The following is a 23,164-nucleotide window of genomic DNA, read 5'->3' on the forward strand; positions in this document are numbered from 1 at the left end:
TGATGAAATTATTTAAACAGACCTTACTTGCTGCAGCGGTGTTAAGTTCAGCAGGCGCAATGGCGCAAACAACTGCAATTATTAACGCACAAATCCATACTGCATCTGAGCAAGGTGTTATTAAAAACGGTAGTGTGATCATTGAAGACGGCAAAATTAAAGCCATTACGACTGACGCAGCAACTGCTGATGTGATTATTGATGGGCAAGGTAAAATTGTAACGCCTGGCTTTATTGGTAGCATGAACCAGCTTGGTTTAGTGGAAGTGGGTGCCGTGGCGTCATCACGTGACGGCAATGAGAAAAAAGGCGGTATTACCTTTGACCCATCACTTGCGTTTAACCCAAAATCAACACTCATTGCGTATGCACGTAAAGGCGGCATCACACGTGATGTTATTGCACCAAGTTGGGGTGAAAGTCCATTTGTTGGTTTAAGCTCAACGGTTAATTTAAGCGGCGAGTTTGGCACGAGTGTGGTTGATAGCCAAAATGCCATTATTGTTAATTTAGGCGGCACTAAAGATGGTTCACGTGCAGCGTCTTTAAGCGAATTTATCGATACGCTAGAAGAGCAGCAAAAGAAAATTGCGAAAGCAAAAAAATCTGACAAAAAAGACGACAAAGCAGAGCCTTCTAAAAAAGAACAGCTATTAACAGCGGCATTAAACGGTGAAAAACCTGTTGTGGTGCGTGTATCACGTGCACAAGACATGCTTGAGCTAATTAAAGTAAAAGCGCGTTTTGGTATCGATTTAGTGATTTCAGGCGCGGAAGATGCATTGCCAATCAAAGCAGAACTGGCGGCAGCTAAGGTACCGGTTATTTTAAGTGCGATGGCAAATTTACCGGGTGATTTTGATTCGTTAAATGCGTCACTTGAAACAGCAGGCGAGTTAGAAAAAGCCGGCGTGCTGGTGGCCCTTACCATTGCAGGTGATAGCAGCCACAATGTGTATCAACTGCGTTATGACGCAGGTAATGCAATTGCCAATGGCATGAGCCGAGAAGGCGCTTTAAAAGCGATTACAAGTAATGTTGCTGAAATCTTTAATATTGAAGATGCAGGTAGCATTGAAGTTGGCAAGGCTGCAGATTTAGCTGTATGGTCGGCAGACCCATTTGAATTCAGCACTACACTTGAAAAAGTGATGATTAATGGTGTTGAAGTATCGACTGAGTCGCGTCACGATAAATTACGTGACCGTTATATGGCTGAAACCAATATGCCACGAGCTTACACTAAGTAAACTCAAGCACATTAAAAAAGGCGCCAATTGGCGCCTTTTTTACTCAAGCTTTATAATTTACTTAAGCTTTATTATAAGTGCGGTGCGTTAGGTCTATGTAGGCTGTAACAAATGCCGTTTCTTGAAACTTTTTAAGGCCGGTAGCTTCAAAGTCAATTGGCAGCGGGTTTTTCTTCAACTGCTCTTTCATTGCAGTTGGGTTAAGTAATACTACACGCATACCGTCAATTAGTTGCAGTGCTGCTTCAATTTTAAAGCCTTGTGGGCTACCTGCAAATTTACCTTTTTGTTGGCGCTCTTTGATAGCAATGCTATCAACTTGGTAATCTTGCATTAGTTTTGCAAAGTCAAACTGAAATTTACGGATATCTTCTGCATCATCGCCTTTTGGTAATACAAAACGGGTTTGGCGCACATCACGAATATCAAATACGTCGTTGTCTTTTGCTAATACACAAATTAAGGCTTCAGAGCCTTTAATTTCAACACCACATGTTCTCATTGGGGCATTCCTAACTAAAAATTTTCGTTAGTTTACCACAGGCCTTATAAATAACATTAGTGTGTTCAGATAAATTACCATGATAAATGGCGTTGTTAGGAAAGGGCAATACAGACCAATGCATGATCGGTTGTTACGTTGATTTCGTCTTGGCTGATATGCTCGTCTTGCACCTTGAAATCGAGTGTATTCAAATTAAGTTCACTTAAAATCGATTCTGGGCAAACGATGTAGTCGAGCACACTGCCTTTGCCATAATAATAGTGAGTCGGTTTACGGGTTTGTAATTGGCTCAAATAAAAGCTGTCGAGTAGTTTCAAATCGCCATCTAAGTCTTGTTTAAATTCAGTTTCTTCGGTAAAAAATGCTAAGTTCGATTGCACCGCTTGTTGATTAAAATCCCCCATAATAAAACTAGGAAGTGGGTGTTTAAGTTGTTGACTAATAAAATCAAAATACAGTGCCATGGCTTCATCGGCACGCTGTTTATCAGATAGTATTCGGCCAATATGGGCAATTGCGACAGGTGATATTTCGCCTGCGTTAGGCAGTTCGTCGGCGATATCGGTAGCGCGCTTTGATTTTAAATGTGTGCCGTACAACCGAATATGGCCATATTCAGGGTGAGTAATTTCACAATTAATAATTTCACGCGACAGCGTCGACATTTTTAAAAATGGCGGCACATCAATGCGCCTGACATTGGTAATTGGAAACCGCGATGCAATCAAAACAATTGGACGCTTGTATAAATATGGATTGTGTTCATCGAGCGCAGGTTCATCGCAAATCGCAAAGTGGGGAAGCCCGCATTGGGCGCTGAGTTCAGTTAATGCGCACACTGAGAACACTTCTTGAAAACAAATGACATCAGGGCGGGTGTTTAATAACAACTGACTCAGCCATGCTTCTTTTTGTTGCCATTGCGCTTTAGTGTAGGTCGATTCGAAGTCATAAAAGCTGTAAGGTGGCTTGCAGTAATTGCATAAATTTAGAGAGGCTATGGTCAGTGACATTGTCTTTACTTCGCTTGCTGATTACCCCTAAGTATGTGTGATTTGGAAAATTAGTCAATCGGCTCGGTTTCTCCTTGTAATTCATAATTTGCTAGTTAAAATAACGGTTTTACTTTCATGAGCCGAGTATTTAAGTAACCACACTTATTGTAAAAGTGTTTTGAATGCTGGACTCACTTTATTAACTGCATGTGATGCATTGTAGGCATCACCACTGTAGCAAGGACAAAACATGCCAATTATTACTCTTCCAGATGGCTCACAACGAGCATTTGATAATCCTGTTTCTGTATTAGACGTTGCACTAGATATCGGCCCTGGTTTAGCCAAAGCAACCATTGCTGGTCGCATTAATGGCGAGCGCGTAGACGCATGTCAGCTAATCACCGAAGATAGCCAGCTGGAAATCATTACCGCAAAAGATGACGATGGTTTAGAAATTATCCGTCACTCATGTGCTCACCTGTTAGGTCATGCAATTAAGCAGCTTTACCCTGATGTTAAAATGGCGATTGGTCCAACAATCGACAACGGTTTCTACTACGACATCGATATGGAGCACTCATTAACAGCGGAAGATCTAGAAAAACTAGAAAAGCGCATGTTAGAACTTGCGAAAACAAATTACGACGTTGTTAAAAAAGTTGTTACTTGGCAAGAAGCACGCGATGCATTTGAAGCGCGTGGCGAAACGTACAAGATGGAAATCTTAGACGAAAACATCAGCCGTGATGACACGCCGGGTCTATACCACCACGAAGAATACATTGATATGTGTCGTGGCCCACACGTGCCTAACATGAAGTTCTGTCAGCACTTTAAAATTATGAAAGTGGCAGGTGCTTACTGGCGTGGTGATTCAGACAACAAAATGCTACAGCGTGTTTACGGCACAGCGTGGGCAGATAAAAAGCAATTAAAAGCGTATTTAAAGCGTCTTGAAGAAGCTGAAAAGCGTGATCACCGTAAAATTGGTAAAGCACTTGATTTATGGCACTGGCAAGAAGAAGCGCCTGGCATGGTGTTTTGGCACAATGACGGCTGGAGCATTTACCGCGAACTAGAAGACTTTGTGCGTGAGAAACTGCGCGAATATAAGTACGAAGAAGTAAAAGGCCCATTAATGATGGACCGTGTACTTTGGGAAAAATCAGGTCACTGGGATAAATATGGCGATGCGATGTTTACCACTGAATCTGAAAAGCGCGAATATGCAATTAAGCCAATGAACTGCCCAGGCCATGTTCAGATCTTTAACCAAGGGTTAAAATCATACCGTGATTTACCTCTTCGTATGGCTGAATTTGGTTGTTGTCACCGTAACGAACCATCGGGTGCACTGCACGGCTTAATGCGTGTACGTGGCTTTACACAAGATGATGCGCACGTATTCTGTACAGAAGAGCAGGTAATGGAAGAAGTATCATCGTGTATCAAGATGGTATACGACACATACGAAACATTCGGCTTTGAAAAAATCGTGGTAAAACTTTCAACGCGTCCGGAAAAACGCATTGGTGAAGACGAAATGTGGGACAAGTCGGAAAAAGCGCTGGCAGATGCACTTAATGCAAATGGTATTGCGTTTGAATACCTACCAGGTGAAGGTGCATTCTACGGTCCAAAAATTGAATTCACATTATACGACTGTTTAGAGCGTGCGTGGCAATGTGGTACGGTTCAGTTAGACTTTGCATTACCAGGTCGTTTAGGTGCAACTTATGTTGCAGAAAATAATGAACGTAAAACGCCAGTGATGATCCACCGTGCGATTTTAGGTTCAATTGAACGTTTCATCGGTATTTTAACTGAAGAATATGCGGGATTATTCCCAACGTGGTTGGCACCAAAACAGGTTGTGGTAATGAATATTACCGATAAACAGTCTGAATATGTGACAGAAGTTGTAGAAAAATTGAATAATCTTGGATTTAGAGCCTGTGCTGACTTGAGAAATGAGAAGATAGGCTTTAAAATTCGTGAGCATACTTTAAAGCGTATTCCGTATTTACTAGTTGTTGGTGATAAAGAAGTAGAACAACAAGAACTAGCAGTTAGAACACGTACTGGTGAAGACCTTGGCAAGTTATCAGTTGATGACTTTATTGCTAAGCTTGCTGAAGAAGTTAAAAATAGAAAATAAAATAGTGCAAGGTGTGTATAAATAATGTACATTACGCACCTTGTTTTTAAACTTGGTATTTCGTGGAGGAATGAACCATTAGAGGCGGAAAAAAGGGCCCAGCGGCTCAAAAAAATCGTATCAACGAAGAAATTACAGCAAAAGAAGTCCGTTTAGTTGGCTTTGATGGTGAGCCATTAGGTGTAGTTAGCTTGCAAGAAGCATTTGACAAAGCCGATGCAGCTGGTGTTGATTTAGTTGAAATTAGCCCAAATGCAGAGCCACCTGTTTGTAAAGTGATGGATTTCGGTAAGTTCATCTTTGAGAAAAGCAAGGCACAAAAAGAACAAAAGAAAAAGCAGAAGCAGATCCAGATTAAGGAAATCAAATTCCGTCCAGGTACTGACATCGGTGATTATCAAGTTAAATTACGCAATTTAACTAAGTTCTTAGAAGCGGGCGATAAAGCAAAAGTTACTATTCGTTTCCGCGGTCGTGAAATGGCGCACCAAGAAATCGGTATTGATTTATTAAACCGCATTAAAGACGATTTACAAGACATCGCTCAAGTTGAGTCTTTCCCTAGAAAAGTGGAAGGCCGTCAAATGATTATGATGTTATCACCAATTGCTAAAAAGTAATGGTGAACAGATAAACTAGGTATAAAGAGAGGCTTTTAGCCTCCACCTTGTTTAGCCGGTTAAAGTGAAATTTATTTCCACCGGTAATTGGTAGTAAGTTAGGCCTGCAAAGTGAATGTAAATTCCGCCTACTTGCTGAATATTAAAGCAATATCAATTGGAGTTATTGCAATGGGCTATAAATTAAAAAGCCACAGAGGTGCTGCAAAGCGCTTCAAAAAGACTGCTTCAGGCGGTTTCAAGCGTAAACAAGCGCACTTACGTCACATTCTGACTAAGAAATCTTCTAAGCGTAAGCTTCACTTACGTCCTAAGGCTATGGTTCATAAGAACGATATCGGCCTTATCAACCGTATGTTACCATTCGCTTAATAGGGGTTTTTAGTCATGGCAAGAGTTAAACGCGGTGTTATCGCACGTGCACGTCACAAGAAAGTTTTAAAGCAAGCTAAAGGTTACTACGGAGCACGTTCACGTGTTTATCGCGTAGCGTTCCAAGCAGTAACTAAAGCAGGTCAATACGCTTACCGCGACCGTCGCGCTAAGAAACGTACTTTCCGTCAATTATGGATTGCACGTATCAACGCGGCAGCACGTCAGAACGGTCTATCTTACAGCCGTTTCATTAACGGTCTTAAGAAGTCATCTGTAGAAATCGATCGTAAGATCCTTGCAGATATCGCTGTATACGACCAAGTAGCTTTCGCAGCACTAGTTGCTAAAGCAAAAGAAGGTCTAGCTGCTTAATCTTTGATTAAAACGCTTTACAGATTTAAAGGGAGCTTTTGCTCCCTTTTTTAATACTTAGTACTTGATTAGGAATTGTTTTTAGCAATTCGTCCTAGAAGTTGGGTTACATCGGTCATCCTTGACTTCACCTCATTGCACTGCAAGATTTCGGTTACTTCAGGCATCCTGCCTTACACCCTCTGGGCCAGTATTACTGTTCAATAATATTCCCGATATTACTGTGGTTACAATTTGTCTGAACCCTGAACCCTGAACCCTGAACCCTGAACCCTGAACCCTGACACCTATCTCGACTTGGTTAAAATGCTGTCCATTAAGCGGGTCGATAAGATGCGCTTTAAATAGCCAAATAAATGGGTAGGGAAGGTCACGTAGTAGCGTGGTTTTGCACGTTTTGCTTCAATGGCATGCAGTAACTTTTTATAAACAGCTTCTGGGCCAAGTGTAAATGGTTGTGCTTTACCTTTTACTTCAAGACGTGCCTGTTGTTTTAAATAGTTTTCATGGTGTGGGCTATTTTCAGCATCAATATTAGCACTAAAAAATGCGGCTAATGCGTTGTCCCTAAATTTCGATTCAATTGGCCCTGGTTCAATTAAACTAACCTGAATATTGGTATCTGATAGTTCTTGGCGCAGTGTGTCGGTTAAGCCTTCTAGTGCAAATTTACTGGCGTTATAGGCGCCGCGATACGGCAAAGTCACCAAACCTAACACAGACGAGTTTTGAATAACACGGCCTTGGCCACGCTCACGCATATGTTTTATGGCAAGACAGGTTAAATGATGCCAGCCAAAAACGTTTGTTTCAAATTGGGTTCTCAGTGCATGTGTTGGTAAGTCTTCAACTGCGCCCGGTTGGCCATATGCACCGTTATTAAATAGCACATCAATATGACCAAGAATATCGAGCGCTTGGCGATACCCATTTTCAATACTGGCTTCATTTGCGAGGTCAAGTTGGACACTGTGAATACCATCTTGTTGTAGGCGCGCAACGTCTTCTAATTTACGGCAACTTGCGACGACCTTATAGCCACGTTCAACGAGCGCTTTTGCACAGTAATAGCCAATGCCACTTGAACTACCTGTTATTAGTACTGTTTTAGTCATATGTTCTGATTTTAAAGAATAATTGGCCCTACCTTAACGCGTTCAATTGCAAATTCAAGTTAATTTGATTACCGTAAAGCCAAATTATTATAAAGAAATAACACGCATGTTTTTAAACGCTTTATTACTGACTGCGAGCCTTTCTGCAGTTGACCACTTACCGCCACTTACAGCGTGGCAAGGGCAAAGTGAACGCCTATTACAACCAACCAATCCACTGGCAACACAATTTGAACGTTCAGGTGGTATGGAATCCCCAAACTATCACGATACCATGGTGTATCTCGATAAACTGGTTGAGGCAAATAGTAAGCAGTTTAAAATCGAATCTATTGGTACCAGTGACGCTGGTCGCGCAATAAAAATGCTTATCGCCAGTGAAACTGGTCAAATCGATAAGAATAAAGCGACTATTTTGCTACAAGCGGGTATTCACTCTGGTGAAATAGATGGCAAAGATGCCACCTTTATGTTGCTTCGCGATATTGCTCAAGGGCAACGAAATGATATTTTAAAACGCGTAAATTTACTGTTTATTCCTATTTTAAATGTTGATGGACATGAAAATGCGAGCCGTTTTAACCGTATTAATCAGCGTGGTCCTGAGGTCATGGGGTTTCGTACTAATGGTCGCAATTTAAATCTAAACCGAGATTATACTAAGCTTGAAACCCCTGGCGTTCAGGCGGTGATGCGAGTGATTAATCAATATCAACCGGATATGTATGTCGATATGCATGTAACTGATGGCGCGGATTATCAGTATGATATTACCTATGGATCAACGCCTAGTTTTGCTTCAGACTCACCAAAAATTGCGCAGTTTATTGCAGAAAAAATCAATCCGGTAATTGACGCTAAGCTATCACGTTTTGGCCATATCCCTGGTCCACTGGTGTTTGTTATGAATAAGCGTGAAATGAGCGAAGGTCTAGCAGGTTGGGTTGCCACGCCGCGCTATTCTAATGGCTGGGGTGATATTACTAATTTGCCAACCATTTTATTAGAAAATCACTCATTAAAACCATACAAACAACGTGTACTTGGCACTTACGTATTTTTAGATGGTGTTATTGATGCCGTTTCAAATAATTTGAGCAAGTTACGCCGCACCGTGAAAATTGAAAAAGACTTTATGCCGCGTGAATTAGTCGTTGCCCGTAGTTATAGCAAGGTACCGGTAAATATTGACTTTTTGGGTATTGAATATGAAAAGTACTTCAGCGAATTAAGTGCTCAACAAGAAGTGCGTTACACCGGTAAGGCAAAAACGTACAAAGGGTTACCGGTTTTTTGGCGCAAAGAGGTGGTTGAAAAAGTGAAAGTGCCTGCCGCATATTATTTACCAAAAGCGTGGAGTAATATCGCTGCTAAATTACAGCAACATGGTATTAAGCTTGAGCGTGCCTATGGAGTTGTAAATAACTTAAAAGCAATTACGGTTACCGATCACGCTTTTGCATCAACACCATTTGAAAGCCGATTGCAGGTATCTGGCCAATTTGAGTATTCAAATGCCGCTAAAGTTGATTTAAGTAGCTATTACAAAATAAGCACTGCGCAACCAAATGGTAAATTGGCGGTACATTTACTGCAACCGGAAGCGGAAGACTCGTTCTTTAAGTGGGGCTTTTTTAATAGTATCTTTCAACGCACTGAATATTCAGAAAACTATGCCTTATTGCCGTTTGCAGAAAAAATGCTGGCAAATGACCCTGAATTAAAGCGCGCGTTTGACGAAAAGCTAGACAGCGATAGTGAGTTTAAAAACAGTGCGCAAAAACGTTTAGCCTGGCTGTACAGTAAAACCCCGTTTTACGATGGTGGCTACTTAAATTATCCCGTTTTAATTGAGTATGAGTGATTATGTTAGACGTTTTTACAAATCCTGTTACGCCGTTTGCACAAAATGCTAATTTATTAGTGTGTAAAACAACTAAACACGCTGTGATTATTGATCCCGGTGGAGATATTGAAAAGTTAATCGCGGCAATTAATAGTGCAAATGCCTCACTAAAAGCGATTTTATTAACACATGGTCATTTAGATCATGTTGGTGCTGCGAATCAATTGGCCGAAACCTATGATGTTGACATTGTTGGTCCTCATTTAGGCGATAAGTTTTGGCTAGATGCGCTGCCACGACAAAGTGAAATGTTTAACTTCCCGCTTGCTGAGGTGTTTACCCCTAATACATGGTTAGCCGACGGTGATACCTTTTCATTTGGTGAAATCACCCTAGAAGTGCGTTTTACCCCGGGGCATACGCCAGGTCACGTTATTTTTATTGAACATGACTCTAAACGGATATTCGTTGGTGACGTTTTGTTTAACGGTTCGGTAGGGCGCACTGATTTTCCAGGTGGCAATGCACAGCAGCTAAAGCAGTCGATTGAATCACAGATTTATTCGCTGCCAGAGGATTATACGGTTTACCCAGGTCATGGGCCAACCACAACTGTAGGCCATGAAAAACGCACCAACCCATTTACCAGTGGTCGCTTTGGCTAAATTATTAATAAATCAGCAGACGCAAAGACTATTGTATAGTATTATTTAACCATTAATGAGTAAATTTAAGAATAAGCTATGTCATTAAACCAAGTAGATCGTCAAATACTCGCATTGATTCAAAAAGACGCGAGCTTATCAACGGCAGAGATTGCCGACAAAGTAGGGCTATCACAGTCTCCTTGTTGGCGTCGTATTTCTCGTTTAGAGCAAGAAGGGTACATTAAAGGCAAGGTAGCGATTTTAGAGCCGAAGAAACTCGGTTTTGATATGTTGGTTTATGCGCATGTGCGCCTGTCTAGCCATGGCCGCACGCAGTTAGCAGAATTTGAAGAACTTATTCAAAGCTATGATGAAGTAACAGAGTGTTACACCATGGCTGGCACCATGGACTTTATGCTCCGTATTATTTCAAAAGGCATTGAAGGCTATGAGCAGTTTGTGCGTGATAAATTACTCAGTTTAGATTACGTTCAAGAAGTACACTCGAATGTAACCATGACCTGTGTAAAACGCTCAACTTCATTGCCGTTATAATTGCGAATTATTGAGCTCTACTACGGAGCTCACAGTTAACAAAATTTTTATTCAAACCGTCTTTAGGCGGTTTTTTTGTGAAATTTAATAAATTGTTATAAATCGTCGATTCTGCTAAACTTCGCGCCCTCAAAATAGACTAAAATAAACGCATTACAGCAAGTTTTGCTCAATGTTGTGCTACTCAATGGGAGATCCATGTTTAACTTATTATCTAGAGCCCCTAAATCGGCAAAGAACGATATTCTGTCTGGTTTAACCGTCGCACTAGCCCTTGTGCCAGAAGCGGTGGCTTTCGCATTTGTTGCGCACGTAGAACCTTTGGTTGGCTTGTATGCAGCATTTATTGTTGGTCTAATTACTGCTGTATTTGGTGGTCGCCCAGGTATGATTTCAGGTGCAACGGGTGCACTTGCAGTTGTTATGGTGAGCCTAGTTGTCACCCACGGTGTAGAGTATTTATTTGCAACCGTACTCTTGATGGGTGTTTTGCAGATCTTAGCGGGTGTGCTAAAGCTTGGTAAATTTATCCGTATGGTACCGCACCCAGTAATGCTCGGGTTTGTTAATGGTTTGGCTATTGTTATTTTCTTAGCGCAGTTAGGGCAATTTAAAGCGCCTGATGCAAATGGTGAAATGCAATGGATGACAGGTGAGCCAATGTTTATCATGGCAGGCCTTGTTGCATTAACCATGGCGATTATTCATTTCTTACCAAAACTCACATCTGCAATTCCTTCATCACTTGCGGCAATTGTTGTAGTAACTGGTTTGGTGATTGGTTTAGATTTAGAAGCACGTACAGTTGTTGATTTCTTAAAAGATATGACAGGTGACGTAAACGCTACGATGGCAGGCGGCTTACCTGAATTCCATATTCCAAATGTACCTATGACACTTGAAACTCTGTGGATTATTTTACCGTATGCCTTAGTACTTGCGGCAATTGGTCTAATTGAGTCGTTATTAACGCTTACCTTAATTGACGAAATTACTGAAACACGTGGTAACGGTAACCAAGAATGTATTGGCCAAGGTGCTGCAAACGTAACATGTGGTTTCTTTGGTGCGATGGGGGGCTGTGCGATGATTGGTCAGTCAATGATCAACATTAACTCAGGCGGTCGCTCACGTCTTTCAGGTATTACAGCAGCAGTTATGCTACTGATGTTTATTTTGTTTGCAGCCAGCCTAATTGAAATGATCCCGCTTGCAGCGCTTGTAGGCGTAATGTTTATGGTAGTACTTGGCACATTTGAGTGGTCAAGCTTCCGTATTATGAAAAAAGTACCTAAAACAGACGCGTTTGTGATTGTGTTAGTATCGGGTGTTACAGTAGTAACCGATCTTGCTGTAGCGGTATGTGTAGGTGTCATTGTGTCTGCATTAGTGTTTGCTTGGGAACACGCAAAACATATTTACACGACGTCTTACATTGATGAAAACGGCTCTAAAGTATATGAGTTGCACGGCCCGGTATTCTTTGGCTCAGTTAAAAACTTCTTAGAGTTATTTGATGTTAAAAATGACCCAGCGGATGTGATTGTAGAGTTTAAGCATAGCCGTGTTGCGGACCACAGCGCCATTGAAGCAATTGATAGTCTTGCTGAGCGTTACACAAAGCAAGGTAAAAAGTTACATTTACGTCATGTTTCTAAAGACTGTCAGAAGTTATTGTCTCGTGCAAAAGACTTAGTCGAAGTTAACGTAATTGAAGATCCAACCTATAAAGTTGCGTCTGATAAATTAGGTTAATTTATAACCACTTAACAATTGAAAGCTGGCTTCTGCCAGCTTTTTTTATGGCAAATTGCAACTGCCTTGCGATGAGTTGCATGGAAAGCAAGGTAGCTGTCAGTGCCTTTCTGGCTCACATTCTTATAATAAGAGATATTAAGGATACATGAATTTAAGAATTTTGAACTGGCAAAGACTAGTAGAAGACAGACAAAAGTTTTTTTGGGTATTACAAATAGCCGGCTGGGTTGGTTATGCCCTAGTAAACTATATTGGCTCACGCGTTTTCGAAATGCGCGACATCTACGTATTTGTTATCGTGCTAAATGCCTACGCAGGGTGTTTGCTAACGATCCCTCTGCGTTATTTATATCGTAAGATTTGGAATGCCAAGCCGCTATTTTTAATTTTTGTGGTATTTGTTGCTTCGTATATTGTCGGTACATCTTGGTCAGTTATTCAAAAATTTAACTTATGGGAAATTTATCGTCACGGTTATCGCCCCGATGAATGGTTTTACTATTTCAAACAAGGCCTAGATTCAGTTTATATTGTGCTGTGTTGGAGTGGTTTGTATTTTGGTATTAAATACTATCAACTACTACAAGGCGAAAAGCAAAAGGCTCTAAAAGCGAATACCATGGCACATGAAGCGCAATTAAAAATGTTGCGTTATCAACTTAATCCACATTTCTTATTTAATACGCTTAACGCAATTTCGACGTTGATTTTGGTAGAAGAGAACAAAAACGCTAACCAGATGGTCTCTAAGTTAAGCGAGTTTTTACGTTATACCTTAAACACCGACCCCATCAAACGCGTGCCTTTTGAACAAGAGCTACATGTTTTGGGGCTATACCTTGATATTGAAAAAGTACGCTTTGACGACCGCTTAAGCATAGAAATTGATGTAAGCGAGGAAGCAAAACATGCGCTGGTACCCAGTATGATTTTGCAGCCCTTGATTGAAAACTCAATTAAGTACGCCATTGCCAATTTAGAAAGTGGCGGTGCGATAGCTATCAAGGCACAGGTGTTTGCTAACGAATTATTATTAGAAGTATCCGATAACGGTCCTGGTACGGATATCAGTGAGGGTGAATTAGTGAAAAGTTCAGGCGTCGGGCTTGCAAATACGCAAGATCGCTTAAAGACGCTTTACGAACATAACTATTCATTTGTATTATCTAACAATCAGCCGCAAGGTCTTGTTGTAAATATACGTATACCGTTTGAAAAAGGATAACCATGAACACAATAAAAACACTTATTGTTGATGACGAACCTCTCGCACGAAAGGGGTTATCAATAAGGTTAAGAGATTTCCCACAAATTGAAGTAGTGGGCCTTTGTAAAAACGGTGAAGAAGCGTTGGCGGAATGTAAACGTCAGCAAGTAGATCTAATGTTTTTAGATATACAAATGCCTGGGTTGTCGGGGTTAGAAGTTGTAAAACAACTGTCTGAATCGGCGTTAGGGATCCCAGCAATTGTATTTGTTACTGCATTTGACCAATACGCAGTGAAAGCATTTGAAATTCACGCATTAGACTACCTTCTTAAACCAGTAGACGACAACAGATTGAAGAAGGCGGTAGAAAAAGTGCAAACATATTTAAAATCACAAGAAGATACAAGCCATAAACGTAAACTTGCTAGCTTCGTTGCGGGTATTACGGGTAACAACTGTGAAGAAATTCTTAAAAAGCTTGCTGCTGGCGATAAACTAGAAGAAACCCGTTTCCCAGAGTCCATAGCGGTAAAAGAGCAAGGTGAAATTGTTCGTGTGCAGGTGAGCAGTATCCAATGGGTTGATGCCGCAGGCGACTACATGTGTTTACACTGTGCTGATGGTAAAACACATATTTTACGCAAAACCATGAAAGAGCTGGAAGCCGAACTTGATCCAAAAGAGTTTGTGCGGGTACACCGTAGCGCTATTGTAAATAGCAAGCAAATCAACAAGCTAGTCACGCAGGTAAGTGGCGAATACTTATTGGTACTAGAAAACGGTCAAGAATTAAAAGTAAGCCGCAGCTACCGCGATAAAGTAAAAGCCGCCTTAGCGAGCTAAGTTGATAAATCGCTAGCATGCAGTATCTGTTGCGCATATCGAGCAACAGATACTTTATTCACGGCGTGTTGCCACATTTTCACTGTGGCAATTTAACCGCGCGTCTTATATTTCACTTCTCAACTGCTAATAACCAATAGCCAAATTATTCGAAATTGAGCACAACACGACCACGTCGCCCTTTTTGTAAAAATCGTGAAATAGCATTTTGGTAGTCTTCGAATAGAAACTCACTATCAAGACAGGTTTGGATTTCTCCTTGCGCAACCCAATTTGCGATCTGTGTTAATTTTGCGCTATCACCTTTATCCACGTACAAGTATTTGGTTTTTCGCTTTCTAAATGCATTCATAACAAAACTTAAGAAGTGTTTGTTAGGCTCAGCAGGTATAAAGACCCCGTCACTCACTAGCAGGTGTTTTACTTGTTTATATAATTTTGTATTGGATAAGTCTAAAACAACGTCGTACTTTTCTTTTAAAGATTCTAAAGGGCGAGCGTGATAGTCGATTACATCATCGGCGCCAAGTGATTTTAAAAATTGCAGATGTTCATCACCTGTAAGCGCAGTGACGTGTGCGCCAGCGCGCTTAGCAATTTGAATTGCATATACACCAAGTCCGCCTGATGCGCCGATTATAAGCACTTTGCTGTTACTCGAGAGATTAACTAACTCGTTAAGCGCAACATAACTTGTTAGTGCACCAAGCGGTAGGGCCGCTGCGTGTGAAAACGACAAGTTCGAGGGTATTTTTGCAATGTATTGCTCGTTTACGCTAACAAATTCTTGGTGGGTTTTATCGCTTTTTAGCAGATTGACGTAACCAAAAACCCTGTCGCCTTTTTTAAATGTTTGACCATCCGTTGCCACTAGGCCTGAAAACTCGATTCCTGTCTTAACTGTGTAGTTATTTTTTGCCAATTTAAGAAACAAATCATACTTACCTTTCGCAAACTCTAAATCGATTAAATTAATCGTTGTGCTTTTAACTTGAACGAGTACTTCTCCTTCACCAACCAGTGGCATGTTCAAATCGTGTTTAATTACTAATTGCCTATTTTCAGCGACAAGTCCTTTCATATTTCACCTTATATAATTATTAGGTCACTCGACCTATTGTTATATTTGGTCAGTCGACCTAAAATGTCAATAGTTGGTGTAATTAAAATTTTAACATTGGTAGATATCCCGTAATGACTAAACAAAACGATAAGAATAAAAAGATATTGCAGGTGGCAACTCAGTTATTAAAAAGTGAAGGTGATATGGGCTTGACGATGCGTAAAGTGGCAACCTCAGCAGGTATGTCGCTTAGTAACGTACAATATTATTACACCAACAAAAATGTCTTGCTTCAGGCGATAGCAGATCAATATTTTGATGATTGCGTAACACAGTTAAAGCAACAAACTCCGCTTGAGAGCTTTGAGCAGTTACATTTGTTAATTACATCTCAGCTTCATTATGCTCGAGAAGTATCGGATATGTGTCGAATATTCAGAGAGTATTGGGCGATTTCAACACGAAATGACGGTATAAATGAATATTTACGCCGCTACTATGAAACCGTGTTTACGGTTATATGCAATGTGTTAAGGCCGCTAAGCAGTGATGATTGCACGCTTAAAACATCAGCAGCACTGCTTGTGTCTTTTGTTGAAGGTTACTCAGTAACAGGTAAGTTTATGCCTGTTGAGAGTGAGCGTATCGCAAGTACCTTACTAGAGGCTGTACGTGGCAGTTTAACTAAGTAATAAGGCGTGTCGCCCAACAATTAAAGTGTTTGCTGGGCGAAGTGAATGGCTTGGTAGGGCAAAGCTAATCACTTTACTCTAAATTAAAGTTCAACTGGTTAAGACGTCTGATAATTTTCTGATTATACGTATTGCTATAACTGGTTGCACTAAAGGCAGTTTCGGTGGCAGTGTTATTTAGCATGCCAACCATAATGTTGCTTTTATTTTCTTTTATCGCTTCAACCGCAGCGACGCCTAATTGCGTCGCGAGTACTCTGTCAGGCGCAACTGGGCTGCCACCACGTTGAATATATCCTAAAATTGCTGCCTTGCTGTCTACACCGGTATAGCGTTCGATTTTCTTACTCAAGTCATGCGCACTAAAGCTAAGTGAATTTTCCGCCATAACAATAATGTAGCTGTCGGTTCGATGATTGCGAATGGCTTTATTGATGTTGACGAGTAGGTTATCAATAAACTGAACTTCGTCTTCAATAATTTCTTTGCAAACAATATGTTCGGCACCAGAACCTATGGCGGACTCAACCGCTAAAAAGCCACAGTTTCGGCCCATTACCTCAACAATAAAAATACGCTCAAACGCGTTAGCGGTATCGCGAATTTTATCTATGCTGTCGAGCGCGGTTTCTACCGCGGTCCAAAACCCGATTGTTTGATCTGTGCCGTTAATATCGTTATCTATGGTGCCTGGAATACCGATGATATTACCTTGCCACAGTTCGCTAATGGCTAAACAGCCTTTAAAACTGCCATCACCACCAATCACAATTAATGAGTCGATGTTATTGCTGTCTAATGTCTCAACCACGCGTTTTGGACCACTACTGTCAAGCATTTCAGGGCAGCGTGCTGACTTTAAAATGGTACCGCCTTTACGAATAATATCGTCGACTTTATGGCAGTCAAGGGTAATAAAATGATTGTCAATTAACCCGTTATAACCGCCGATAAAACCGAGTACCTGATACTGATATTTCTCAGCTTGCAGTGTTACGGCGCGGATTGCGGCATTCATGCCGGGCGCATCGCCGCCAGAAGTAATTAACGCAATTTTTTTAGACATATTAGTACGAGCCATATTGAGGGCTGATAAGCCAATACTAGTAAAAAACAGTATTAAATTAAACAGTTGTTTGATATGAAAAAGAAAAAAGGAAGCCGACGCTTCCTTTTATAAAGAGATAAGTAGCAAATTGATTAGAGTTGTATAACGTTAACGTCTTGTTCGTCAATTTCTAACCCAACAGGTACCGCAGGTACATCAGGTTTATCAAGGGCGATATCACCTTCATCAATCTGTGAATCTTTATTTAACTCAGCAAAATTAAAGATTGATGGATCTGCTAAATGCGATGGCACCACGTTTTGCATTGATGTAAAAATAGTTTCTACACGGCCTGGATGGGTTTTATCCCACTCATTGAGCATTGCTTTTATGTGCTTACGTTGCAAGTTCTCTTGCGAACCACATAAGTTACACGGAATAATTGGAAATTCTTTTGCTTCAGCGTATTTTACAATGTCTTTTTCTTTACAGTAGGCAAGTGGGCGAATAACCATGTGCTGACCATCATCGCTTAATAGCTTTGCTGGCATGCCTTTCAATTTGCCACCATAAAACATATTTAAGAACATGGTTTCAATCATGTCATCACGGTGGTGGCCAAGCGCGATTTTAGTTGCGCCCATTTCTTTTGCTGTACGGTACAAAATACCGCGACGTAAGCGTGAGCACAGTGAGCAGGTGGTTTTACCTTCAGGAATTTTATCTTTTACGATGCTGTAGGTATCTTCTTCGACGATTTTATACTCAATGCCCAGAGACTCCAGGTATTCAGGTAAAATATGCTCTGGAAAACCAGGTTGCTTTTGATCTAGGTTGATTGCAAACAGCTCAAAGTTAACCGGCGCAGAGCGTTGCAAGTTTTGCAAAATATCAAGCAGCGTATAGCTGTCTTTACCGCCTGATAAGCACACCATTATGCGGTCGCCTTCTTCAATCATATTGAAGTCTGCAATTGCTTGACCAGTAAAACGACGCAGTCGTTTCTGTAACTTATTAAGGTTATATTTCGCTTTAGCTTCTGCTGAATGCGACATACAAATACGCCCCTAGAACAAATAAAGGGACGTATTATAGGTGAAAATATTAGCGAGGTTAAGACTTATCTAAAGGGCTTTTATAACCTTGTGGTTTTAAGGCTAATACATCGCAATTTAAACTATCAATTACATGTTCAGCGGTGTTACCAATAAGTGCTGCGCTAATGCCAGTGCGCCCAACGGTGCCCATTACAACCAGTTCTGCATCTAATTGGTTTGCTACTTGTGGCAGTACGTCTTCAGGTAAGCCTTCGTTAATATAGCAATGACTTGGCTCGACTTGATATTGCTCTGCGAGTTTATGGGTGGTTGCAACATGATGTGCTTTTACCGACTCTGCGTATTGACCCGCGTCGAATTCTGGAATTTCAATTGCAATATTAACTGGCGTGCCTGGGTAAGCATTGACTAAGTTAAGATTACCATCAATTAAATCAGCCAGATAAGCGGCTTCTTTCATAATTGTATGGTTAAGCGCTTGATGGGTTTCTTCCTCGCTTGATGCATTAACTGCAGCTAAAATTTGTCCGCCTGCTGGCCAATCATGCTCTTTTACAAGTAACAAAGGCACTGGGCATTTTCGAATTAGGTGCCAGTCGGTAGGCGTGAAAATAACCGATTTAAGCGTATCATGCTGATGCGTGCCTTTTACGACCATGTCGTAGTTTTGCTCAAGCACCGCTTCAATAATGGATTCGAAAGGGCGGTTATGCCAAACCACTTGGCAATCCACTTTTATGTCACCGCCATGCTGGTTAATTAAAGATGTAATCCATTCTTTTCTGTCGTTGATAACCGCGTCGCGCATCGCATCGCGCTCTTCACGACTGAGCATAGTTGTCATTTCATATGAAAAGTCGTAAATAGACAAAAAGGCAGTAATTTGAGCGCCGGACTTCCTTGCCAACTCGAATGAGCGGTTTAGCGCGATTTGCTTATCTTTACTTGGGTCGATAACCGCAAGAATTTTTTTGATGGTATTCATAAAAACCTCCCAAATTATAAATTCAGTGTACTGGATCTATACTAATTTGAAAGGTTTCTAATAGATTATTTTGTTTTAGATCAAGACTTAATAGAAGCTACTTTGAATAATTCGTCAGCATCTAAAATGGTAATGAACTTACCTTCAACTTTGATGATCTCGGCTTTTTGGAAGCGGCTCAATAAACGGCTGATAGTTTCAACGGTTAGGCCAAGGTAATTACCAATTTCACCACGGGTCATGGTTAAACGGAATTCTTTTTTACTAAAACCACGCTCGCCAAAACGGGTAGAAAGATTCGCTAAAAACGCAGCTAGGCGCTCTTCAGCAGTCTTTTTGTTCAGCATCAGTAACATTTCTTGGTCGTAATTGATCTCATTGCTCATCATACGCATCACTTGGTGACGTAATTTAGGCAATTTACCTGAAAGGTCATCTAATGTGGTGAATGGAATTTCACATACCATTGCTGTTTCCATCGCTTGTGCGTAGCTTTTATGGCTCATCGTACTAATGCCATCAAAGCCTACAATGTCGCCCGCTAAATGAAAGCCAGTGATTTGCTCTTCGCCACTTTCAGTTAAGGTATATGATTTAAACGAGCCTGAACGCACAGCGTAAATAGAACGAAGTGGTTGTCCGGCTTCAAATAAGTAATCACCTTTATGAAGTGGTTTCTTTCGCTCGATGATGTCATCTAACTTGCCCATTTCTTCCGCGTTAAGAGAAACCGGAATACACAGCTGGCTGATACTACAATCCTGACACTTAATTGCGCAGTTTTTCGATACTGATTTTTTGTTCAATTCCATGACACACCTAGAGAAAAGGAAATACCAGAATAATTTATACTAAAACCTTATAGTAACGCAATTATCAAAAGGTATAAACCGTAGAAAATGAAGATGTTACCAAACACCATACGCATCATCGTATGATTAAGTATTTGCTTAAATTTTTCTGCCGCAAATGCCAGTCCCACCATGGCTGGTAACGTGCCAATGGCAAACAACAACATAAAGGTTGCGCCTTGCACTGCTGATTGGGTTGATACCGCAAAAAGCAGGGCAGAATAGACTAAGCCACAAGGCAACCAGCCCCACAACATGCCATACGCAAGTGCTTTTGTTTTTGTGTTAATCGGTAATAAACGTTTGTTTAGTTTTACTAAATGTTGCCAGATAGCAACTTTACCAAAACTTTCAATCCAATTAAGCGAAAACGTAAGGCGCATAATATAAAGCCCAACCAAAATCATAAACACACCGCTTAATATTGATAAAGCATGTGAAAATGAGGTTGATTGCGAAGCAAACTGCTGACTGATACCAGCGGCAAGTGCGCCGGCGATGCAATAGCTTAGTACGCGGCCTGAATTATAGAGTAGGGTATAGCGTTTTATTTGTGCTTTGTCTTTAACGGCAAGCGTTAATGATGACGCAACACCGCCACACATTGCTAAGCAGTGTCCGCTGCCTAACAACCCCATAACAAGCGCTGATATTAAGTGACTAGTTGTCATTACTTTTGTTGTGCTGCTCTTTATCGTCTTCGAATAATATGCTGTGTGCTTGTTTATCAAGGTTATTAAACTGCTCACTGCGAACAGCCCAAAAGAACACGCCTATTGCAACAATTACCAGCAAAATAGCGATGGGAATTAATACATAAATAATGCTCACAGTTACGTGCCCCTTTATTTAAGTAAACGTAATGAATTACCGATTACAATTAGTGAACTTGCCGACATACCGATAACAGCAACCCATGGAGGAACCATGCCCATTGCTGCAAGTGGCAATATAGAACCATTGTAACATAGCGAAATAGCAAGGTTTTGCTTTATCACTCGGCGAGTTAATTTAGCGGTATTAAATAATCGACTGATGCCATTAAGTTCGCTGTTTAGCAAAACAACATCGGCGGTGTTTTTCGATATATCTGCACCCGATGCCATCGCAATTGATAAATGCGCGCTATTAAATACCGGGCTGTCATTCACGCCATCACCGACCATCGCAACAATTTTGCCTTGATGCGAAAGTTGCTCAACCTCTTTTTGTTTATCGCTTGGGCTACAACCTGTTTTTACATGATCAATACCTAAGCTTGATACTAGTTGTTTACCTGCAAGCGAAGGGTCGCCTGTTAAAACTTGCAGCTGCAAATTATTAGCTTTAAGTGCACTTAAGGTATCTGCCGCATGGTCGCGAATTTTATCCTGCAATTTAAAGCCCGCTATCACGCGCTCGTTTAGGTATAAAAACACGTCGTGCGTTGTATCTGCTACTTGGCAATGCCAGTTTGCTTTACCGATAGCAACAGTTTGCTGTTGGAATACTGCAGAGATACCTTTTCCTGTTTCAATTTCAACATCACTAATTGCGACAGGTGAAACATCTAATTCAGTAAAAGCTTTACTAATAGGGTGCTCTGAATAGGTTTCCAAGGTTTTTGCTAGCGCGTAAACCTGTTCTAATGACACGCTGTCATCAAACAATTTGGTATCAAGTAAGGTGAATTTACCTTCGGTTAACGTACCCGTTTTATCAAACGCAATATCAGTAACCTTAGTTAAGGTTTCGAGCACGTGGGAGCGTTTAATTAGTACCCCTTGCTGGGTGAGTTTGGCAACAGCACAAGTCAGCGCCGTGGGGATAGCTAAACTCAGAGCACATGGACAGGTAGCTACAAGTACTGCGATGGTCACCCAAAACGCATGTTCTGGTTCGATGTGGTACCACGAAAAAGCGGTAATCGATGCAAATACAAGTAAACATGCCACAAACCATTGCGCTACTTTATCGGTAATTTCTGCGATTTTAGGGCGCGAAGTGAGCGCTTGATGTTGCAGGCGGACTATCTGATTAATAAGTGTGTCTTGACCAATTTGGTTAACTTCAATGCTAATAACGCCATCGTGATTGACCGTACCGGCATAAACTTGGTCGCCAACCGTTTTAGCAACGGCGGCGTGTTCGCCTGTCATCATTGCTTCGTCAACAGACGTTTTACCGTCAATTAAAATACCATCCGCAGGGATTGTTTCACCTGCTTTGATCATCACTTTGTCGTTTAATTTAAGACGCTTTGCCGCAATGATCTCTTCATCATCATTTACTAAACGGGCGGTAAGCGGTAACAGTTTTTGCAAGTTGGCAGTAAATTCAGAGGCTTTTAATCGGGCGCGGAATTCTAGATATTTACCTAACAATAATAAGAAGGTAAACATACAGATAGATTCAAAATACACTTCGCCGGTTTGAAACACGGTTGCCCAGCAGCTTGCACCATACGCGCCAAAAATAGCAAGTGATACCGGTAAGTCCATATTCAGTTGCTTGGCTTTTAAACCGCGAATCGCAGACGTAAGAAATGGTAGGGCAGAGTAGAGAATAACCGGTGTGGCGAGCACTAAGCTGATCCAACGGAAGTATTGCTCAAAGCCTTCATCCATGCCTGAGAACATACCAAAGTACATGGCAAAAGCGAACATCATGACTTGCATCGTCATCAGGCCAGCGACACCTAACCTGCGCACATAGGATTGGGCTGTTTGTCGCTTTTGTTGCTCTTCATGATCTTGTTGAAAGGGGTAGGCACGGTAACCAATGCGTGCCAATGACTCAATAATGGTACTGAGTTTTAGTTTTGACTGATCCCATTTAACCATGGCGCGATAGGTTGACGTATTAACATCAACACGCACCACGTGACCTAGATTAAGTAACTGTTTTTCAATAAGCCAAGCACATGCGGCGCAACTAATACCTTCGACACTCAACAATATCTCTGCAATATCACCTTGCTTGGTGAGAAATTCTGACTGAATATCTTCATCATCGTAGCTTTGGAACATTTTTATCTGTTCCGGCACTAGCTCTTGAACTTTACCTGCGCTGTCGGTGCGGTATTTGTAATAATCCGACATACCTTGGTCGATAATCGCCTCGGCAACTGCTTGGCAGCCCAAACAACACATCGGCTTTTCGTCATTTTCAAAGGTAATGCTTAATGAAATACCTGCTGGAATAGGCTCTAAGCAATGAAAACAGTTTTTAGACATA

At 41.1% G+C, this 23,164-nt stretch carries 23 protein-coding genes; 12 read left to right on the forward strand and 11 right to left on the reverse strand.

All coding sequences use genetic code 11. From position 1 onward, the window contains the following. The first annotated feature begins 2 nt into the window (after positions 1–2). A complete protein-coding gene (locus ACXAFE_RS06385; RefSeq protein WP_475150230.1) occupies positions 3–1,250 on the forward strand; it encodes an amidohydrolase family protein in 1,248 nt (415 codons plus the stop codon). A gap of 61 nt (positions 1,251–1,311) precedes the next feature. Here the strand turns inward: ACXAFE_RS06385 and ACXAFE_RS06390 are convergent, their stop codons facing one another. Together ACXAFE_RS06390 and ACXAFE_RS06395 are read right to left on the reverse strand one after the other, a co-directional pair. Then, on the reverse strand, positions 1,312–1,752 hold the full coding sequence (locus tag ACXAFE_RS06390; RefSeq protein ID WP_475150236.1) for a DUF3010 family protein: 441 nt from the start codon (positions 1,750–1,752) through the stop codon (positions 1,312–1,314). A gap of 95 nt (positions 1,753–1,847) precedes the next feature. Next, the gene (locus tag ACXAFE_RS06395) at positions 1,848–2,768 is read right to left on the reverse strand and encodes an endonuclease/exonuclease/phosphatase family protein (RefSeq protein WP_475150239.1); all 921 of its coding nucleotides are present in this window, start codon (positions 2,766–2,768) and stop codon (positions 1,848–1,850) included. Positions 2,769–3,000: 232 nt separating this feature from the next. On the opposite strand from ACXAFE_RS06395, the gene thrS reads away from it, so the two are divergent. The 4 genes from thrS to rplT all read left to right on the forward strand — a co-directional run bounded on the left by thrS (position 3,001) and on the right by rplT (position 6,278). Then, positions 3,001–4,911 (forward strand): threonine--tRNA ligase, encoded by a 1,911-nt coding sequence (gene thrS, locus ACXAFE_RS06400; protein WP_475150241.1) that lies wholly within the window; start codon positions 3,001–3,003, stop codon positions 4,909–4,911. A gap of 77 nt (positions 4,912–4,988) precedes the next feature. Continuing rightward, positions 4,989–5,531: a translation initiation factor IF-3 gene (gene infC, locus ACXAFE_RS06405; protein ID WP_082428570.1), complete on the forward strand. Its 543-nt coding sequence runs from the start codon at positions 4,989–4,991 to the stop codon at positions 5,529–5,531. 171 nt (positions 5,532–5,702) lie between these two features. Continuing rightward, positions 5,703–5,903, forward strand: a complete 201-nt coding sequence (gene rpmI, locus ACXAFE_RS06410) for a 50S ribosomal protein L35 (RefSeq protein WP_010560234.1) — start codon at positions 5,703–5,705, stop codon at positions 5,901–5,903. Between the two features lie 15 nt (positions 5,904–5,918). Next, positions 5,919–6,278, forward strand: a complete 360-nt coding sequence (rplT, locus tag ACXAFE_RS06415) for a 50S ribosomal protein L20 (protein WP_010387194.1) — start codon at positions 5,919–5,921, stop codon at positions 6,276–6,278. 287 nt (positions 6,279–6,565) lie between these two features. On the opposite strand, the gene ACXAFE_RS06420 is transcribed toward rplT, so the two are convergent. After that, complete coding sequence (locus ACXAFE_RS06420) at positions 6,566–7,393, reverse strand: SDR family oxidoreductase (RefSeq protein WP_475150245.1); 828 nt, start codon at positions 7,391–7,393, stop codon at positions 6,566–6,568. 106 nt (positions 7,394–7,499) lie between these two features. Here ACXAFE_RS06420 and ACXAFE_RS06425 point away from each other — a divergent pair, with 106 nt between their 5' ends. From ACXAFE_RS06425 to ACXAFE_RS06450, 6 genes are all read left to right on the forward strand, one after another. Then, the gene (locus ACXAFE_RS06425; RefSeq protein ID WP_475150246.1) at positions 7,500–9,257 is read left to right on the forward strand and encodes a M14 family metallopeptidase; all 1,758 of its coding nucleotides are present in this window, start codon (positions 7,500–7,502) and stop codon (positions 9,255–9,257) included. A gap of 2 nt (positions 9,258–9,259) precedes the next feature. Beyond that, positions 9,260–9,904 (forward strand): MBL fold metallo-hydrolase, encoded by a 645-nt coding sequence (locus ACXAFE_RS06430; protein ID WP_475150248.1) that lies wholly within the window; start codon positions 9,260–9,262, stop codon positions 9,902–9,904. A gap of 78 nt (positions 9,905–9,982) precedes the next feature. Continuing rightward, positions 9,983–10,441: an Lrp/AsnC family transcriptional regulator gene (locus tag ACXAFE_RS06435; protein WP_054980111.1), complete on the forward strand. Its 459-nt coding sequence runs from the start codon at positions 9,983–9,985 to the stop codon at positions 10,439–10,441. Positions 10,442–10,639: 198 nt separating this feature from the next. Next, positions 10,640–12,196, forward strand: a complete 1,557-nt coding sequence (locus ACXAFE_RS06440) for a SulP family inorganic anion transporter (protein WP_475150250.1) — start codon at positions 10,640–10,642, stop codon at positions 12,194–12,196. A 163-nt stretch (positions 12,197–12,359) separates the two neighbouring features. Further along, on the forward strand, positions 12,360–13,424 hold the full coding sequence (locus ACXAFE_RS06445) for a sensor histidine kinase (RefSeq protein ID WP_040641592.1): 1,065 nt from the start codon (positions 12,360–12,362) through the stop codon (positions 13,422–13,424). Between the two features lie 2 nt (positions 13,425–13,426). Then, entirely contained in the window at positions 13,427–14,251 is an 825-nt protein-coding gene (locus tag ACXAFE_RS06450; RefSeq protein ID WP_010560227.1) for a LytR/AlgR family response regulator transcription factor, read from the forward strand. A 145-nt stretch (positions 14,252–14,396) separates the two neighbouring features. On the opposite strand, the gene ACXAFE_RS06455 is transcribed toward ACXAFE_RS06450, so the two are convergent. Further along, entirely contained in the window at positions 14,397–15,332 is a 936-nt protein-coding gene (locus ACXAFE_RS06455) for an NAD(P)-dependent alcohol dehydrogenase (protein WP_475150256.1), read from the reverse strand. Between the two features lie 113 nt (positions 15,333–15,445). Here ACXAFE_RS06455 and ACXAFE_RS06460 point away from each other — a divergent pair, with 113 nt between their 5' ends. Continuing rightward, positions 15,446–16,006: a TetR/AcrR family transcriptional regulator gene (locus ACXAFE_RS06460; RefSeq protein ID WP_475150259.1), complete on the forward strand. Its 561-nt coding sequence runs from the start codon at positions 15,446–15,448 to the stop codon at positions 16,004–16,006. A 73-nt stretch (positions 16,007–16,079) separates the two neighbouring features. Here ACXAFE_RS06460 and ACXAFE_RS06465 read toward each other — a convergent pair whose 3' ends face one another. From ACXAFE_RS06465 to ACXAFE_RS06495, 7 genes are all read right to left on the reverse strand, one after another. Beyond that, on the reverse strand, positions 16,080–17,072 hold the full coding sequence (locus tag ACXAFE_RS06465; protein ID WP_475150261.1) for an ATP-dependent 6-phosphofructokinase: 993 nt from the start codon (positions 17,070–17,072) through the stop codon (positions 16,080–16,082). A 134-nt stretch (positions 17,073–17,206) separates the two neighbouring features. Then, positions 17,207–18,109 carry a tRNA 2-thiocytidine(32) synthetase TtcA gene (ttcA, locus tag ACXAFE_RS06470; RefSeq protein WP_138629642.1) on the reverse strand — a complete coding sequence of 301 codons (903 nt, stop codon included), beginning with the start codon at positions 18,107–18,109 and terminating at the stop codon, positions 17,207–17,209. A 58-nt stretch (positions 18,110–18,167) separates the two neighbouring features. Further along, the gene (gene uspE, locus ACXAFE_RS06475) at positions 18,168–19,097 is read right to left on the reverse strand and encodes a universal stress protein UspE (RefSeq protein ID WP_054980106.1); all 930 of its coding nucleotides are present in this window, start codon (positions 19,095–19,097) and stop codon (positions 18,168–18,170) included. Positions 19,098–19,177: 80 nt separating this feature from the next. Further along, positions 19,178–19,909, reverse strand: a complete 732-nt coding sequence (locus ACXAFE_RS06480; RefSeq protein ID WP_010560221.1) for an FNR family transcription factor — start codon at positions 19,907–19,909, stop codon at positions 19,178–19,180. A 47-nt stretch (positions 19,910–19,956) separates the two neighbouring features. Continuing rightward, complete coding sequence (locus tag ACXAFE_RS06485; RefSeq protein WP_475150268.1) at positions 19,957–20,619, reverse strand: sulfite exporter TauE/SafE family protein; 663 nt, start codon at positions 20,617–20,619, stop codon at positions 19,957–19,959. Continuing rightward, the gene (gene ccoS / locus ACXAFE_RS06490) at positions 20,609–20,779 is read right to left on the reverse strand and encodes a cbb3-type cytochrome oxidase assembly protein CcoS (RefSeq protein ID WP_010560219.1); all 171 of its coding nucleotides are present in this window, start codon (positions 20,777–20,779) and stop codon (positions 20,609–20,611) included. Before ccoS ends, ACXAFE_RS06485 begins: the two co-directional genes overlap by 11 nt. Before the next feature lie 14 nt (positions 20,780–20,793). Continuing rightward, on the reverse strand, positions 20,794–23,163 hold the full coding sequence (locus ACXAFE_RS06495) for a heavy metal translocating P-type ATPase (RefSeq protein WP_475150274.1): 2,370 nt from the start codon (positions 23,161–23,163) through the stop codon (positions 20,794–20,796). Position 23,164: the final 1 nt, after the last annotated feature.

Source organism: Pseudoalteromonas sp. ABV4_021 (genome assembly GCF_056159365.1).